Origin of the sequence: Hymenobacter cellulosivorans, assembly GCF_022919135.1 — a bacterium.
GTDB lineage: Bacteria > Bacteroidota > Bacteroidia > Cytophagales > Hymenobacteraceae > Hymenobacter > Hymenobacter cellulosivorans.
The window spans coordinates 1,025,447-1,039,924 of record NZ_CP095049.1; the positions used below are offsets into that span (position 1 = coordinate 1,025,447).

The window sequence follows — 14,478 nt, forward strand, 5'->3', positions numbered from 1 at the left end:
AGTCGAGCAACGAAGGAGGACTCACTCACGAGTCGGACCGCTCCAGAAAGGAGGTGATCCAGCCGCACCTTCCGGTACGGCTACCTTGTTACGACTTAGCCCCAGTTACTTGTTCTACCCTAACTGGCTTCTGTGACGAGCACCAGCTTCAGGTCTACCAAACTTCCATGGCTTGACGGGCGGTGTGTACAAGGCCCGGGAACGTATTCACCGCGTCATTGCTGATACGCGATTACTAGTGATTCCAGCTTCACGGAGTCGAGTTGCAGACTCCGATCCGAACTGAGAACGGCTTTGTGAGATTGGCATCACATCACTGTGTAGCGACCCTCTGTACCGTCCATTGTAGCACGTGTGTAGCCCTAGGCGTAAGGGCCATGATGACCTGACGTCGTCCCCGCCTTCCTCACTGCTTGCGCAGGCAGTCCTATTAGAGTCCCCGGCATAATCCGCTGGCAACTAACAGTAGGGGTTGCGCTCGTTGCGGGACTTAACCCAACACCTCACGGCACGAGCTGACGACGGCCATGCAGCACCTTGCTTTGTGTCCCGAAGGAAAGGTTCATCTCTGAACCGGTCACGCGCATTCTAGCCTAGGTAAGGTTCCTCGCGTATCATCGAATTAAACCACATGCTCCACCACTTGTGCGGGCCCCCGTCAATTCCTTTGAGTTTCACTCTTGCGAGCGTACTCCCCAGGTGGGATACTTAACGCTTTCGCTAAGTCACAGACAGTGTATCGCCTGCAACGAGTATCCATCGTTTACGGCGTGGACTACCAGGGTATCTAATCCTGTTCGCTCCCCACGCTTTCGTGCCTCAGTGTCAGTACCAGCCTAGTCAGCTGCCTACGCAATCGGGGTTCTGGATGGTATCTATGCATTTCACCGCTACACCATCCATTCCGCCAACCTCGTCTGGACTCAAGCCCGTCAGTATCCAGGGCAGTTCCACTGTTGAGCAGTGGGCTTTCACCCCGGACTTAACGGGCCACCTACGCACCCTTTAAACCCAATAAATCCGGACAACGCTTGCACCCTCCGTATTACCGCGGCTGCTGGCACGGAGTTAGCCGGTGCTTATTCCTCAGGTACCGTCAGTGTACCACGCATGGTCTTTTTCTTCCCTGAGAAAAGCCGTTTACAACCCAGAAGGCCTTCATCCGGCACGCGGCATGGCTGGGTCAGGCTCTCGCCCATTGCCCAATATTCCCTACTGCTGCCTCCCGTAGGAGTCTGGCCCGTATCTCAGTGCCAGTGTGGGGGATCACCCTCTCAGGTCCCCTAGCCATCGTCGCCTTGGTGGGCCTTTACCCCGCCAACTAGCTAATGGCACGCAACCCCATCTACACCCAATAAATCTTTACCAATGAAGCGATGCCGCTCTGTTGGGTTATGCGGTATTAATCCGCCTTTCGGCGGGCTATCCCCCAGGTGTAGGTAGGTTGGTTACGCGTTACGCACCCGTGCGCCACTCAAGGTATTGCTACCCTGCGTTCGACTTGCATGTATTAGGCCTGCCGCTAGCGTTCATCCTGAGCCAGGATCAAACTCTCCATTGTATAAATTCCTACACTTACTCGTAAGTAAGCTGATGTCGAGTGCTGATCCGACTCGTATTAACGAGTAAGTCTCGTTTCGTTGTCGCTTGTTTTGCTCTCCCCTATTGCTAGAGAAAAGACTTACCTATTTGTCATTTCCAACTATTCAAAGAACGTGTGCCTCAGCCTATTGCTGAAACCGTGTGCTAGCTAGGCTAGCGTCTTACTGTGTGCCGTTTCCCTCGCCTCGTTCGGTTTGGGAGTGCAAAGGTACAACCCTTTTTCGTTTCAGCAAGTTCTCAGTGAAAATATTTTTTCAACCTCGATTCGCTTTCCGTTTCCGTGCCCTCTTCCTCTCGAAGCGGGCTGCAAAGGTAGCAACTCTGTTTCGTACTTTCCAAACAAACTCGAAAACTTTTTTTCTCGTCGTTCGTAGCCCGCTTCCGTTTGATTTGGGAGGACAAAGGTAAGAGCCTTATTGGCTACTTTCCAAACTAAAACCGAAAACTTTTTTTTCGAAGACTTCTTTCGATTGCCTGAACCCCGCGTCCGTTCGATTCGGGACTGCAAAAGTAATAGTAGTTTTTGGAAATGCTACTACCGTCTAAAAAATATTTTAAGCACCCCTCGTACCTGCTCCCAGAGCTTTTAAAGAGATGACCTGGACCTTGTATAAGTATAAGGCAAGCTAGGTCGATAAAGCAACTGAAGTGGTTACGTAACCGGAAAGCTGGTATCAATGGTTCCAGAGGCAGAATCCTTTTCTCTCCGATTTTGGGTGGTTAATACATGGGGCGTTCGTGAAGCAGTTACTAGGTTGGGCTATCTATTATATATAGTAGGGTAGCATACTTGAGCGTACCGCAATAGCTGACTAAGTAAACAGGAATGAGTAGACCTAACTGCTGCATAGGCTGGGTCCGAAGTTTGTACAGATATAATGCAGGCGGATACTGGGCAGCTCAGGTGCCTATTCTTACTGAGGACTTTAAGCTAAGTGCTGCAGAAGAGACGAAGCTCTGGTATTGTAGCGCTATGCTATAGGTGTGGTCTAAACTCCTAAGAGTGCATTGGTTTTCCTCTCACTGCTGGATTATAGGTTCGAGCATATAGCTCTATGCTGAAGAGCACAAAGTAGAGAAGCGGTACGCGGGCATTAGATTATGCCTTTGGCAACTATATAGAAAGGAAGAATGGATAAGGAGCAGGAACAGAGTTTATAGACTTGAAAAAGAACAATTTGTGTTTAATTCTGATTACAAATATTTAATAAAATGAATTAGGATAATTTAACACATAGTCATTAATTTAGAAGCGTGATAAGGCCTAAATCTAGGACTTATACAATGTATTGGGACGTTGTTTTCGCTCTTTCAACATTTAAATCTTTGCTATGTACAAAACAATACTCATTCTTCTTTGTGCTCTGCTTACTTTACTAGAGCCGCAAACGGTACAGGCTACCTCAGCCGACTACGGAGTTGAGAAAGCTGAGATGGTAGAAACTTCTACGCCACGCCCTAACTATAAGCCTTACCGTGGCAACAGCCGCCACAAGGCCAAGAAGCTGGGAGTGTTCAAGCGTTGGTCTTTGCGCCGCAAGGCTATGCGTAAGCGCAAGCGTAAGGCAATTCCTTCGGTGAAAGTCGACAAGCCAATGCGTAACAAATAGCTGATCGGCAATTCGATCTGACTATATGAGAGCAGTTTATTCGAACCTTGCTGGGGACGAGTAAACTGCTCTCGTTTTTTACCAGGAATATAACGGAGTAAGTTGCCATAGAGAACCGACACCCCTGCTTACGCTGGGAGCAGACTGCTCGGGCACATTTTAGCCAGTCGTTGATTTGATTATGAGGCATTTGGTTGCCTGGACGTGCCTAGTAAAATGGGCTGCGGCGGCAGGTGTGCCGTAGAAAGGCCAGGGAAAAGGATAATATATTTTTAAAAGTATATACTAGCTGTAACACTGAGCCTGTTGTACCGGTAGTACCGTTGAAAGCTCATCAACCTCTATCTTGAGGCTCCACACTATCCGACCTTCCCACTCCTATGGCTGAACACTTGCAAACCATTACCAATTTTTTGAGTCTCAGTGAAGCGCTGGAAATAGATCCAGCCGCTTATGAAGCAGTGTTACACCCTGACGTAGAGCAGGTAGAGTTTCCAAACCTTCTGAACCGGTCTATACAGCGGCGTTCCTTTGCCGAAATTCTGGAAAACATCCGAGCTGGGCGGGAGCTGCTTGCGGACCCTCATTTTGAATTGCAGCGGGCCCACCAATGCCCGGATGGCAGCATCGTGGTAGAAGCTCATTGGCATGCTACGTTAGCCAACGACATTGGGCCTTTGGTGCGTGGCCAGCAGCTGGCAGCTCAGTTCTGCATGGTATTCGAGCTGGAGGAAGGTCGGATTATTAAGCAGCGTACCTACAATTGCTTCGACCCATTTTAATAGCGCGCAGAAGTGGGGGCTTAAAGTACGAGAACTTGATTTGCGGAAAAGAGCATCCAGCTTGAACTTTTTTACGTTTATAAAACACCATTTTCATCCTGGTATAGTATTAGCTAGGGAATCTGGAAAATTCGCCCAGCAATGTGAGTTAGCGGTAGGTTGATACTGCTCAGGTTGTTTGTGTGAAGCGTAAAGTCCACCCTTTCTTCTGCGTTATGTACAAACTACTGCTCTTACTGCTTTGCGCGGTGCTATGCCTGGGGGAGCCAGGAGTAGCCATGGCCGCATCGGAAGCTAGCGCCGCTACGACGGAGCTTACCGTGGCTAGTCGCCCAATTCCTCGTCCGAACTACAAGCGGTATAAAGGCCGCAAAAAGCACCGCAAACCCGGTTTCTTCAAGCGGTGGGCTGCTCGCCGGAAGGCGCAGCGCAAGGCCAAAGCCGCTCCAGCACGTAGGGGCGTCATTACCGTTGATACCCCTACGCGGAATCAGTAACTAGGTCCGCCGCAAAAAAGCAGCCGTATTTCCTATCGACGGGAGGTGCGGCTGCTTTTTTGTGGCCAATACATTTCATGGGGCAAACAAAAAGCCAGCCCGAGCAAGGCCCGGAGCTGGCTTGATATAACGGCGGGAAACGACGCTAAGCCGCCTGCTCGGCAGAGAGGCCAGCGCTTTGTACCAGCGCATAAGCTGATTGATCAGCGGCAGTATGCTGCTTGGCGGCTTTTACCTGTTTGAGGGCACGCTGCACAGTGACCGTGCAAATCCGGTCGGCATAGCCGAGCTCCACGACGCGCTTGGCAATCAGGGACAAGGTGAGGCGCTTGCCTTTGGCCTCGGCCTGCTGGGTAAGGCGGCGCAGCAGAGTTTCGAGCTTGGGCGTAAGCTTATTGGGCGCCCCGCAACGAGGCACAGCGTGCAGATAGTCCTTAAAACCTTGCTGCGAAAATGCCCGGCGCATGCTATATACCCGGTCGATGCTCAGGCCTAGCAGTTCGCCAGACTCCTGAACAGACAGGTCAGCAATCCAGTGCTGTAGCACCTGTGCGCGGTTGCGCTGTTGCTTGGAGAGAATATCAGAGCTGATAAAATCGGCGAGGTAAGCCTGCTGTTTGCGAGACAGGCTCAAGGAATGACGATGACGACCCATGGACTGATACGAACGAGTGCGGCTGGTAATGAACAAACGGCAAGTGAAAGGCTAAACCCGGTTTTCCTGCCTTAGCGGAGGAAATTTGGGCAATCGCAGTACCACTTACTGGCAACTATTTTTTAACGGCTCGAATGTAGGAAGTTGAAAACAATTGTGCAAACGTTTGCGCAATTGTACACATATATTCATCTTGCCGCCCCGGCCATTGATTAGCTGGCAGCCGCTTTGTTTGGGCAAACGCCGAACTTGGTTTTCAGGCCTGAACTACTGTCTGGCTTCGGTGGTTCTTGGAGCGTCCTCCCATATTTTTAGGGCGGCTGGTTGGTTGATTTGTGCGAACTTGCCCCCTATTTCCCTGCTCTCGTGTCTACTCATCGCGCTTCCATATCCGATTTAGCTGCCCAGCTCAACCTATCCGTCTCGACAGTGTCGCGGGCGCTGAGTGACCATAGCCGCATCAGCGACGCGACGAAAAAGCGGGTGTGGGAACTGGCCCGCCAACTCAACTACCAGCCCAACCAACTGGCCGCCGCCTTGCGCAAGGGTCGTAGTAATACGCTGGGCGTGGTAGTGCCGCACATTGACGGGCAGTTTTTTGCCTTGGTAGTAAAAGGCATTGAAACCATTGCCAATCAGGCCGGCTTCAACGTGATGATCTGTCAGTCGAACGAGGACGCGGCCCAGGAACAGAAGAACGTAGAGACGCTGCTCAATGCCCAGGTAGACGGTATTCTGCTGTCTTTGTCGCTCTCGACCCATGACTTTGGGTATTTGGAGGCAATCCGTCGCCGTGACATTCCCGTGGTATTCTTCGACCGGGTGGTGGAGAGCAAGGATGTGAGTGCGGTAGTGCTCAACGATTACCAGGGCGGGTACGAGGCCGTGTGCCACCTCATCGAGCAAGGCTGCCGGCAGATTGCCCACCTGGGCGGGCCGCAGCACCTGAATATCTGCCGCAACCGCTACCAGGGCTACGCCGACGCGCTACGACACAATGGATTACCCATAGACCCTTCGCTGGTCAACTTCAGCGACCTACGGATTCAGGACGGGCGCCAGGGTATGGAAACGTTGCTCAACCAAGCCCCACAGCTCGACGCAGTTTTCTCGTGCAACGACCTGGCCTTGGTGGGAGCCATGCAAATCATCAAGCGGCGCGGGCTGCGTATTCCGCAGGATGTGGCATTGGCCGGCTTCAGCAACGAGCTGTTTGATTCCCTGACCGAGCCCATGCTGACCTCAGTAGATCAGCGCTGCGAGGAAATGGGCCGCACCGCGGTGCAGATGCTGCTGGAGCTTATCAACGAAGGCCCGACGAAGGTAGCACCCCGCCAAGTGGTGTTGCAGCCGAACCTGCTGATTCGGGAATCGTCGTTGCGCACAGACTTGCTGCAGGAAACTAAAGCCTGATTCAGAAGCTTGCTCCATTTCAACAAAAAGCCTGGTTTAGTACGACCAGGCTTTTTTGCTTTTGAAGAAATAGGGAATGGTGCGCAGCCAGAAAAGCTTGAGGTGACGCAGCGTACGCAGGCTGTCTTCGACGGTCAGGTACCAGACGGGCAGAAAATACATAAGCCAAAAGTTAAGTGAGAGAAGCCGTTGGTGCAGATGGCTACCAGCGGGAAAAAGTTGGTAATTACCAGAGTTTGGTGTCGTTGATACCGGGCGGCAGGGGTGGCAAAGCGCCGAAGCCTACCACGCACCAGCCTGCTTCCAGGCCGAAGGAGCCCCCCTGCAGCACGTAGCTTACCGAGCGCAGCAACGTACGGCCGCTGTAATGCTCCGTTTCGGGTTCGTATTCCCGTAGCAGCAGCACGTCGCCGACCTGGTAATTCCGGTCGTTTTCGCGCACGTCGAAGGGCTTGGCACCCGACTCAACGGCGGCAAAACAGACGGGCCAGGTTTTAAGCTCATGGGTCTGGCGCGGGGCCACGCGGGCGGGCCGACCAGCAGGTGACGTATTGATTTGCATGGAATGAGACGTTGAGGTGATACTACCGTAGGCCGCTGCTTTAGCTGACCAACACAGGTTCCAGGCGGGCCGCCGTAGGCCGGGACGCTAGGCGAAGCGTGAGCCCCACGGCTACCAGCACAACGAACAGCCCCGCCACAATACCCAGGGCCCAGCGCAGGGTCAGAGCGTCGGCGAGCCAGCCGATAGCCGGCGGGCCCAGTAGAAAGCCGCCGTAGCCGATGGTAGAAACCATGCCCAGTGCGGCGGCCGGGGCCATGTCGGACTGCTGACCGGTGGCGCTGAAAACCGTGGGAATTACCGTAGACAAGCCCAGCCCAATTAGGAATAGCCCGGCTATGCCTACACCGGTCAGGGGCACTACCAACAGGCTTAACAGCCCAACTAAAGCTAGTAAGCCACCGGCCACCACTAGGCGCTGGGCACCAAAGCGCAAGGCTGCGGCATCACCCAGCAGGCGGCCGGTAGCCATAGCCAGGGAAAAAGCCGCGTACCCGAGTGGCGCCAGCGCCGAACTGGCATGCGTGTCCTGCACTAGGTAAATTGTGCTCCAGTCGGCCATAGCGCCTTCGCCCAGCATGCAGCAGAAGGCCACAATGCCCAGCCCAACCACCAGCCGGCTCGGCCACCGAAGCCCAGTGGCTGGCGTAGCTGCCGTTTGGCTAGGTACTGAGCCAGCTTCCACGACGGGCAGAAGTTGACTGGCGGCCACTAAGGCTAGCACAGTGCCGACGACCGAGAAGCTCAACAGATGCGTGGCGTAGTTCCAACCCAGGTGAGCCCCCAGCGCACCCGCTCCGGCGCCTAGCATACCGCCCAGGCTGAAAGCCGCGTGAAACGACGACATAATAGGCCGGGGATACTGCTGCTCTACCTGAATAGCCTGGGAATTCATTGCTACATCCAGTAGGCCAGTAGCGGCGCCCAGGGCTAAAAACAGCGCCATCAGCTGGCCTACACTATCCAGCAAAGCCAGGCCGGGAATGAAGGCACAAAATAAAATGGCCCCAATGGTAGTCATTCGGCTGCTCCCGAATCGGGGAAGAAGCCAACTAGCCAGCGGCATAGCGGCCCAGGCACCCATGGCGTTGCAGAACAACACCTGACCCAGTTCCCGGTGCTCGATACCATAGCGGAGTTCAAGCTCGGGCAGGCGGGCAGCCCAGTTGGCAAACAGCAAGCCGTGCAGAAAGAAAATGAGTGTTACCGCCCAACGGGCGCGGTTCAGGGAAACCGGCACCACTGGGCGGGGAGTCAGCAGACGTGGCATAACTTGGCAGATTACGAGGGCAAAGGTAGGCTGTCTATAACGGCTTCTCTACCGGTCGGTTAGCCACTTGTAATACTATTTTAACTAAATTTACTCCGAAAACGATTCCGCAAAGCATTTCTGGGTTAACAAAGTATGAAGCTCGAGTTTGAACCGATACAACCCTCGGCCGGTAGCTCCTTTCGGCTGCTGCACTACACCGAGGCCGAGGAAGGAGGAATCTTGTGGCATTACCACCCCGAGTACGAGCTGCTCTATATCCCGCAGGGCAGCGGCCGGCGTCACATCGGGCAGCACGTGTCGCACTATGAAGGCGGCGAACTGCTATTTATGGGTCCCAACCTGCCCCACCTGAGCTTCAGTCACGAGCAGCATGGCCCCTTTGAGCAAGTGGTAGTGCAGCTGCGGGCCGACTTCCTGGGCGACACGTTTCTGCAACGGCCGGAGCTGGCAGCCGTGCAGCAGCTGTTCGTACGCTCGGTGCAGGGCTTGTCGTTCGGACCCGAAACCCGGGCGGCCGTCGGGGACGCGCTGCGCCGCATGATGGAGCAGCCGGCTCCGATTCGCCTGCTCACACTCTTGCAGGTGCTCTACACCCTGGCCGATGCCGCCGACGTAACCGAGCTGCACGCCGATATGGGCGGCTCGGGCGTGCAGGTAAAAGAGCAAAAGCGCCTGGGCCGGATCTACCAGTACATTCAGGAGCACTTTGCCGAGCCCATTACGGTGCAGGACCTGGCCGATGTAGCCAACCTTTCGGTGCCCGCGTTTTGCCGCTACTTCAAGAAGATGACCAGCCAGACGCTCACCAACTTCCTGCAGGAATACCGCATCAGCCACGCCCGGCTGCTGCTCTTGCAGGATTTGCCCATTACCGAGGTCAGCTATGCCAGCGGATTCAACAACCTCTCCCACTTCAACCGTACGTTTCGCCGCCTCACTGGCCTCACGCCCTCGGCCTACCGGGAGCAGAAAGGGGCCGTACTGGTGAGCTAACCGCCCAGGCTACCGACGAGCCAACAGCCCGAAAATAGCGTACTTGCAGGCCGATTCCGCCTCGACACTGGGCTTTGCCAACTAATGGTCTGGTTTGGTGGTTTCAGTTGTGCTTATTTTCTGACCTAGCTCCTCCGTTTCCGTACAAGGAAACTACCTCCGAACGGCATTTCCCATGACAAATTCCCGGCTTGAACACGACTTCCTTGGGGAGCGTAGCATTCCCAACGACGCGTACTACGGCATCCAGACCCTGCGGGCCCTCGAAAACTTTAACATCACCGGCATTCCGCTGCGCACTGAGCCCTTGTTCGTGCAGTCGTTGGCTTACGTCAAGAAAGCCGCGGCCCTGGCCAACCGGGACCTGGGTGTGCTGGACCCCAACATTGCCGACTGCATTGCCGCCGCCTGCGACAAAGTAGCCGCCGGGCAGTACGACGACCAGTTCCTGACCGACATGATTCAGGGCGGAGCCGGTACTTCGGTGAACATGAACGCCAACGAGGTTATTGCCAACGTAGCCCTGGAGCTGATGGGCCGCCAGAAAGGCGAATACCAGTTTTGCCACCCCAATAACCACGTCAACTGCTCCCAGAGCACTAATGACGCCTACCCCACTGCATTCCGCATTGCACTGAGCAACAAGCTGATCGGCTACGCTCAAACCCTGGGCGACCTGGCCGACGCCTTTGCCGCCAAGGGCGAGGAGTTTCGGAACGTGCTCAAGATGGGCCGCACCCAGCTCCAGGATGCCGTACCAATGAGCATGGGCGACGAGTTCCGGGCTTTTGCCACCAACCTGCGTGAGGAACTGCTGCGCATCGAGGACAGCCGCCGCCTCATCAGTGAAATCAATATGGGCGCCACGGCCATCGGCACGCGGGTGAATGCTCCGGACGGCTATGCCGAGCTGGTCACCGAGCACCTGCGCACCATCACCGGCCTCGACTTGGTACTGGCCGGCGACCTGATTGAGGCTACGTACGATACTGGTGCCTATGTGCAGCTCTCAGGCGTACTCAAGCGTACGGCCGTGAAACTTTCCAAGATCTGCAACGATTTGCGCCTGCTCTCGTCGGGGCCACGCACGGGCTTCAACGAAATCAACCTGCCGCCGCTGCAGCCGGGCTCCAGCATCATGCCGGGCAAGGTGAACCCCGTAGTGCCGGAGGTAGTCAACCAAACGGCGTTCTACGTCATCGGGGCCGACCTGACCGTGACTATGGCCGCCGAGGCCGGGCAGTTGCAGCTCAACGTAATGGAGCCGGTCATTTCCTTTGCCCTGTTCACGTCCATTTCCTACATGACCAACGCCTGCCGGACTCTGCGCGAGAAGTGCGTGCTGGGTATTACAGCCAACGTGGCTCACGCCGAGCAGCTCGTGCGCAACAGCATTGGCATCGTGACCCAGCTCAACCCCGTGCTGGGCTATGAAGCCTCAGCCGAAATTGCCAAGGAAGCCTTGCGCACCGGCAAGTCGGTGTACGACGTGGCCGTGACCGAGCGGGGCTTGTTGAGCCAGGCTAAGTGGGACGAAATTTTCACTTTCGAAAACCTGATCCGGCCGCATTTCATCCAGTAGCGCCGGCAAAGTTTCATCACGCACGAATGGGCAGTCTGTTTCGCACAGGCTGCCCATTGGCTTTTACTAGCTAGTGAAATAAGTATAGAGTCACCTAGGATGACTCGCCGCCCGACCCTCTCCGATCAGCCGACGAGCAAGGCCTTTTTACTGCGCCGCAATAATGACGGCACCATTTTTCGCTCGGTTCCCGAACTGCTGCTGCGCATCCTTGGCACTGAGCGAGGTTACCTGCCGGGTTTGGGCGGCCAAAGCCTGCCGAAAAGCAGCCTCGGCTACCTCCTTCTCGCCGATGAGCAGCAGCTTGCCATTCAGATCCACCAGCGCGTTGAGCTTGCGGTTCAGCGCCACGACTTCTGGGGCATTTTCGTGTTGCTTGGTCGTAATCAGGATGGCTTCGGTGGCGCCGGTCGTACCCAGCACCTTGCCCACGCTTTCCCCTTTCAAGGCATTCATGCTGGCAATATCGTTGGGGTTCAGCTGGTCGACGGCGGCTTTGGAAGCCAGTTTACCATCAATGTAATAAAGCGCTTCGGCGGGCAGGCCAGCAGCTGTTTGCTGTGGGGCAGCAGTGGGCAGCGCCATTGTAGAACCGGCAAACGTGAAACTCAGGCCCAGGGCGAGGGGCGCCAGCAGCAGGTACTTGGCTAGCTGCAGCGGCGACGATGGTTGTTTGTTCATCATGGCAATCCGGGTTTTAAGGGTTAAAAAATGGAAATGGTTGGCTAAAGCATTGCCTGCGGCCAGCTGACTGGTCCGTAACAGGCTGTATTGGTACTGTTTACTATCCAGGCCCGAGCTCAACAGGTGCTGGTCGGTGATGAACTCCAGGTTTTCGGCAATGGCGCGGCGCAACAGCCAGGCTCCGGGGTTCAGCCAGAAAACCACCACGCCCAGATGAGCCAATAGCGTATCCAGAGTGTGCCACTGCCGCACGTGCACCAGCTCATGGCGCACCACCACGCCGAGCTCCTGGGCCGGGTATAGCTTCGGATTCAGGTAAATGGCCTGCCAGAAGGAAAATGCGCTGACCGGCTCGGTTACAATCCGCACCGCTTGCCCAGCCACTACCGCCGGCTGGCTACGCCGGTGTAGTTTATACAAAGCCCCAAGCTGCATGCCCAGGCGGGCCAGCAGTAGCCCCGCTCCTAGCCCATAAACAATGAGCAAGCCGCGCGCCCCACTAAGCACTGCCGTAGCGCGGGGCGTCCAGGCCACAGCCACACTTTGCCAGTCGGCTACGGCGGCGGACAACACGGGAGCCGCCACTGAGTTCGTCGACCAGAGCCAGGCCAGATCAACCAACGGATAAAGCGCGGCAAACAGCAGGGCGAACACCAGAAAGGCCCGGTTGAGCGAGTAAAACGTGAGAGGCCGCAACAGGGCGTAGTACAACAGGCTGAAGAGCAGCAAAGCCACATTGGCCTGCAACAGGTAAAGCAGCGGCGCGGGCATACCTACTCGGACTTGCCGCTTTCAATCATCCGGATGATATCCTGCAGCTCGGCCGCGCTGATTTTTTCCTCCTTGGCGAAGAAGGCCACCAGCTCCTTATAGGAGTTGCGGAAATAGTCGCCCACGAAGGCCGACATGAACTGCTTGCGGTAGTCCTCGGCCTTGATTAGCGGAGAATAGCGGAAGGAGTTGCCCAGCTTCTCAGCTCGGAGGTAGCCTTTGCGCTCCAGGTTACGAATTGTGGAAGCCAGCGTGGTGTAGGGCGGCCGGGGCTCGGGCAGCAGCTCCAGCACGTCTTTCGTGAAGCCGCCGTCGAGCTTCCAGAGCACCTGCATGGCCTCTTCTTCGGATTGGGTTAGCTTTTCCATACTGTTATTACGATCTTTTCGTAATACTACGAACATTTCGTAATAACGGGTAGTAGTTGGGCATTATTTTTATCCCATAACCCAGGAATCACTGTAACTATCTGACTAAAAAGAAAATAAAGGCTTAGTCAATCCTGCAGACCAGGCTGGATTAGCGCACGGCCTCGCGGCGCTGCCGCTCATGCAGCCAGTTAATGGCCTCACCCTCGTCACCAAAAAAGGCTACTACGAAAGGCTGCTGGTCATAGAACTCGGGCTTGCGGAAGCTGGGACCCGCCATAATGGCCTCTTTAAGCGTCGGGCTAGCCAGGTAGGCCACGCACAACTGTCCACCCAGCTGGTGGCCGATGGCCGGGAAAAAATCGGTGAGCAGCCACTGGGTGATGGCCGGGTCGTTGAAGCTGCGACGCCGGATATCCTGCAGCCAGTAGCGGCAGCCCGCCTCCAGGCCCTGCCGCCGCAGCTCCTCGTATACGGCAGGCAGTTGTTCTACCTCGGGCTGATAGCCCCAACGGCCCACAAAAATGTTCAGATCGGGGCGGTGGGCCAGGGTCAGAAGCTCAGAGGTAGGGTCAGTGCTCATTGGGCGGAGGGGGGTTGGCCGCAACATACGCACATTCCAGCCGCGTGGCTTGCTTAGGCTTTGCGGGGCAGCTTCTTAATGAAGGTTATCAGCGCCTGATTGAATTCTGCAGGGCTTTCAATCAGGGCATAGTGCCTGCCGGGCACCACTACGGCCTGCTGGTTGGGAAAGCGGAACGACTTGTAATGGTCGGGGCCCACCATGTAGTCGTCGCGACCGGACACGACTAGCACCGGCATTTTCAGGGCGGCCGTGGCGGGCGTCATATCCTGCACGTAGCCCTGGATGGCGGGACCCTGAAACAGTGTGGTGGCAAAGTCGCGGTTGGTGGGCACGCCCTTCATAGCGCGGCTCAGGCGGGCGGGCGTTGAGTCATTGGCGTACATAAACTGGTTCATCAGCCCCTGCTGGCCGAGCAGGCCCATTACCATGCCGAAGCGCTGGGGCAACGGAGCGGCCGGGTCCAGGGGTGGGCGACTGGCTTCGGGCAACAGCTTATAGCCGTTGGTAGCGGTGCTTTCCATGGAAGCCGGCAGGTTCAGAATGCTGTTCACCAAGACCAAGCCCTGCACCCGCTCGGGGTACTTGCTGGCGTAAGCCGTGGCAATGATACCGCCAAAAGAGTGCGACATGACCACCCATTTTTCGAGGTGGAGCTGCTGGCGCACGTCTTCCAGGTCCTGCACCACTCGCTCAATAGTGTAGTTCTTGGCGGGGTCGGAGGCTGAACGGCCACTACCGCGCTGGTCGAGGTAAATCATCTGGAAGTTCTGCTCCAGGGTTTTGCCGCCCAGGGCCTCAATGCCATAGCTGCCCGAACCGGGGCCGCCGTGCACAAACACGCAGGGTAGGCCCTTACCGGCTACTTTGGTATACAGCTGCACCCCATCGGATGTGGTAATAGTGGGTGTGCCGTTGGCTAGGGCGGCGGCTTTCTTTTGGGCGGTGGCGGGAGCAGCCAGAGCACAGATCAGAAAGAAGCCCAGAGACCAGGTAAATAGTCGGAAGTGAAAAGCAGCGGATGACATGATATAGAATAGTAATGCGAAGAATCTGGGGTTGAATATAGGAATTCCCCGTAGCCCCTTTGCTACTATCCGGCT

The 14,478-nt window shown here is 55.8% G+C and carries 12 protein-coding genes and 1 rRNA gene; 4 read left to right on the forward strand and 9 right to left on the reverse strand.

Going from position 1 to position 14,478, the window contains the following annotated elements; genetic code table 11:
- Window positions 1–46: 46 nt before the first annotated feature.
- Window positions 47–1,561: ribosomal RNA gene (locus MUN80_RS04360) — 16S ribosomal RNA — on the reverse strand.
- 2,031 nt (window positions 1,562–3,592) lie between these two features.
- Between MUN80_RS04360 and MUN80_RS04365 the strand changes: the two genes are divergently transcribed.
- A complete protein-coding gene (locus MUN80_RS04365) occupies window positions 3,593–3,994 on the forward strand; it encodes a nuclear transport factor 2 family protein (protein ID WP_244720105.1) in 402 nt (133 codons plus the stop codon).
- A 642-nt stretch (window positions 3,995–4,636) separates the two neighbouring features.
- Here the strand turns inward: MUN80_RS04365 and MUN80_RS04370 are convergent.
- On the reverse strand, window positions 4,637–5,182 hold the full coding sequence (locus tag MUN80_RS04370) for a COG3415 family protein (RefSeq protein ID WP_244720108.1): 546 nt from the start codon (window positions 5,180–5,182) through the stop codon (window positions 4,637–4,639).
- Between the two features lie 330 nt (window positions 5,183–5,512).
- On the opposite strand from MUN80_RS04370, the gene MUN80_RS04375 reads away from it, so the two are divergent.
- The gene (locus MUN80_RS04375) at window positions 5,513–6,559 is read left to right on the forward strand and encodes a LacI family DNA-binding transcriptional regulator (protein ID WP_244720111.1); all 1,047 of its coding nucleotides are present in this window, start codon (window positions 5,513–5,515) and stop codon (window positions 6,557–6,559) included.
- A 36-nt stretch (window positions 6,560–6,595) separates the two neighbouring features.
- On the opposite strand, the gene MUN80_RS25930 is transcribed toward MUN80_RS04375, so the two are convergent.
- The 3 genes from MUN80_RS25930 to MUN80_RS04385 form a co-directional block, all read right to left on the reverse strand.
- A complete protein-coding gene (locus MUN80_RS25930) occupies window positions 6,596–6,721 on the reverse strand; it encodes a hypothetical protein (RefSeq protein ID WP_262922035.1) in 126 nt (41 codons plus the stop codon).
- 64 nt (window positions 6,722–6,785) lie between these two features.
- Window positions 6,786–7,121 carry an ASCH/PUA domain-containing protein gene (locus MUN80_RS04380; protein ID WP_244720113.1) on the reverse strand — a complete coding sequence of 112 codons (336 nt, stop codon included), beginning with the start codon at window positions 7,119–7,121 and terminating at the stop codon, window positions 6,786–6,788.
- A 40-nt stretch (window positions 7,122–7,161) separates the two neighbouring features.
- Window positions 7,162–8,391, reverse strand: coding sequence for an MFS transporter (locus MUN80_RS04385; protein WP_244720116.1), 1,230 nt, complete (start codon window positions 8,389–8,391; stop codon window positions 7,162–7,164).
- A gap of 135 nt (window positions 8,392–8,526) precedes the next feature.
- Between MUN80_RS04385 and MUN80_RS04390 the strand changes: the two genes are divergently transcribed.
- Both MUN80_RS04390 and aspA read left to right on the forward strand, forming a co-directional pair.
- Window positions 8,527–9,387, forward strand: coding sequence for a helix-turn-helix domain-containing protein (locus tag MUN80_RS04390; RefSeq protein ID WP_244720119.1), 861 nt, complete (start codon window positions 8,527–8,529; stop codon window positions 9,385–9,387).
- A gap of 175 nt (window positions 9,388–9,562) precedes the next feature.
- Window positions 9,563–10,969, forward strand: coding sequence for an aspartate ammonia-lyase (gene aspA / locus MUN80_RS04395; protein ID WP_244720121.1), 1,407 nt, complete (start codon window positions 9,563–9,565; stop codon window positions 10,967–10,969).
- A 147-nt stretch (window positions 10,970–11,116) separates the two neighbouring features.
- Here aspA and MUN80_RS04400 read toward each other — a convergent pair whose 3' ends face one another.
- The 4 genes from MUN80_RS04400 to MUN80_RS04415 form a co-directional block, all read right to left on the reverse strand.
- Window positions 11,117–12,424 carry a M56 family metallopeptidase gene (locus MUN80_RS04400; protein WP_244720124.1) on the reverse strand — a complete coding sequence of 436 codons (1,308 nt, stop codon included), beginning with the start codon at window positions 12,422–12,424 and terminating at the stop codon, window positions 11,117–11,119.
- A gap of 2 nt (window positions 12,425–12,426) precedes the next feature.
- The gene (locus MUN80_RS04405; RefSeq protein WP_244720126.1) at window positions 12,427–12,792 is read right to left on the reverse strand and encodes a BlaI/MecI/CopY family transcriptional regulator; all 366 of its coding nucleotides are present in this window, start codon (window positions 12,790–12,792) and stop codon (window positions 12,427–12,429) included.
- Between the two features lie 151 nt (window positions 12,793–12,943).
- Entirely contained in the window at window positions 12,944–13,375 is a 432-nt protein-coding gene (locus tag MUN80_RS04410) for a hypothetical protein (RefSeq protein WP_244720129.1), read from the reverse strand.
- Between the two features lie 53 nt (window positions 13,376–13,428).
- Window positions 13,429–14,403 carry an alpha/beta fold hydrolase gene (locus MUN80_RS04415; protein ID WP_244720132.1) on the reverse strand — a complete coding sequence of 325 codons (975 nt, stop codon included), beginning with the start codon at window positions 14,401–14,403 and terminating at the stop codon, window positions 13,429–13,431.
- Between the last annotated feature and the right edge of the window lie 75 nt (window positions 14,404–14,478).

What these genes read in the sequence shown, in the direction of transcription:
- MUN80_RS04365 (WP_244720105.1), top strand. Translation starts at nt 3,593, where the DNA reads ATGGCTGAACACTTGCAAACCATTACCAATTTTTTGAGTCTCAGTGAA.
- MUN80_RS25930 (WP_262922035.1), bottom strand. Translation starts at nt 6,721, where the DNA reads ATGTATTTTCTGCCCGTCTGGTACCTGACCGTCGAAGACAGCCTGCGT.
- MUN80_RS04380 (WP_244720113.1), bottom strand. Translation starts at nt 7,121, where the DNA reads ATGCAAATCAATACGTCACCTGCTGGTCGGCCCGCCCGCGTGGCCCCG.
- MUN80_RS04385 (WP_244720116.1), bottom strand. Translation starts at nt 8,391, where the DNA reads ATGCCACGTCTGCTGACTCCCCGCCCAGTGGTGCCGGTTTCCCTGAAC.
- MUN80_RS04390 (WP_244720119.1), top strand. Translation starts at nt 8,527, where the DNA reads ATGAAGCTCGAGTTTGAACCGATACAACCCTCGGCCGGTAGCTCCTTT.
- aspA (WP_244720121.1), top strand. Translation starts at nt 9,563, where the DNA reads ATGACAAATTCCCGGCTTGAACACGACTTCCTTGGGGAGCGTAGCATT.
- MUN80_RS04400 (WP_244720124.1), bottom strand. Translation starts at nt 12,424, where the DNA reads ATGCCCGCGCCGCTGCTTTACCTGTTGCAGGCCAATGTGGCTTTGCTG.
- MUN80_RS04405 (WP_244720126.1), bottom strand. Translation starts at nt 12,792, where the DNA reads ATGGAAAAGCTAACCCAATCCGAAGAAGAGGCCATGCAGGTGCTCTGG.
- MUN80_RS04410 (WP_244720129.1), bottom strand. Translation starts at nt 13,375, where the DNA reads ATGAGCACTGACCCTACCTCTGAGCTTCTGACCCTGGCCCACCGCCCC.
- MUN80_RS04415 (WP_244720132.1), bottom strand. Translation starts at nt 14,403, where the DNA reads ATGTCATCCGCTGCTTTTCACTTCCGACTATTTACCTGGTCTCTGGGC.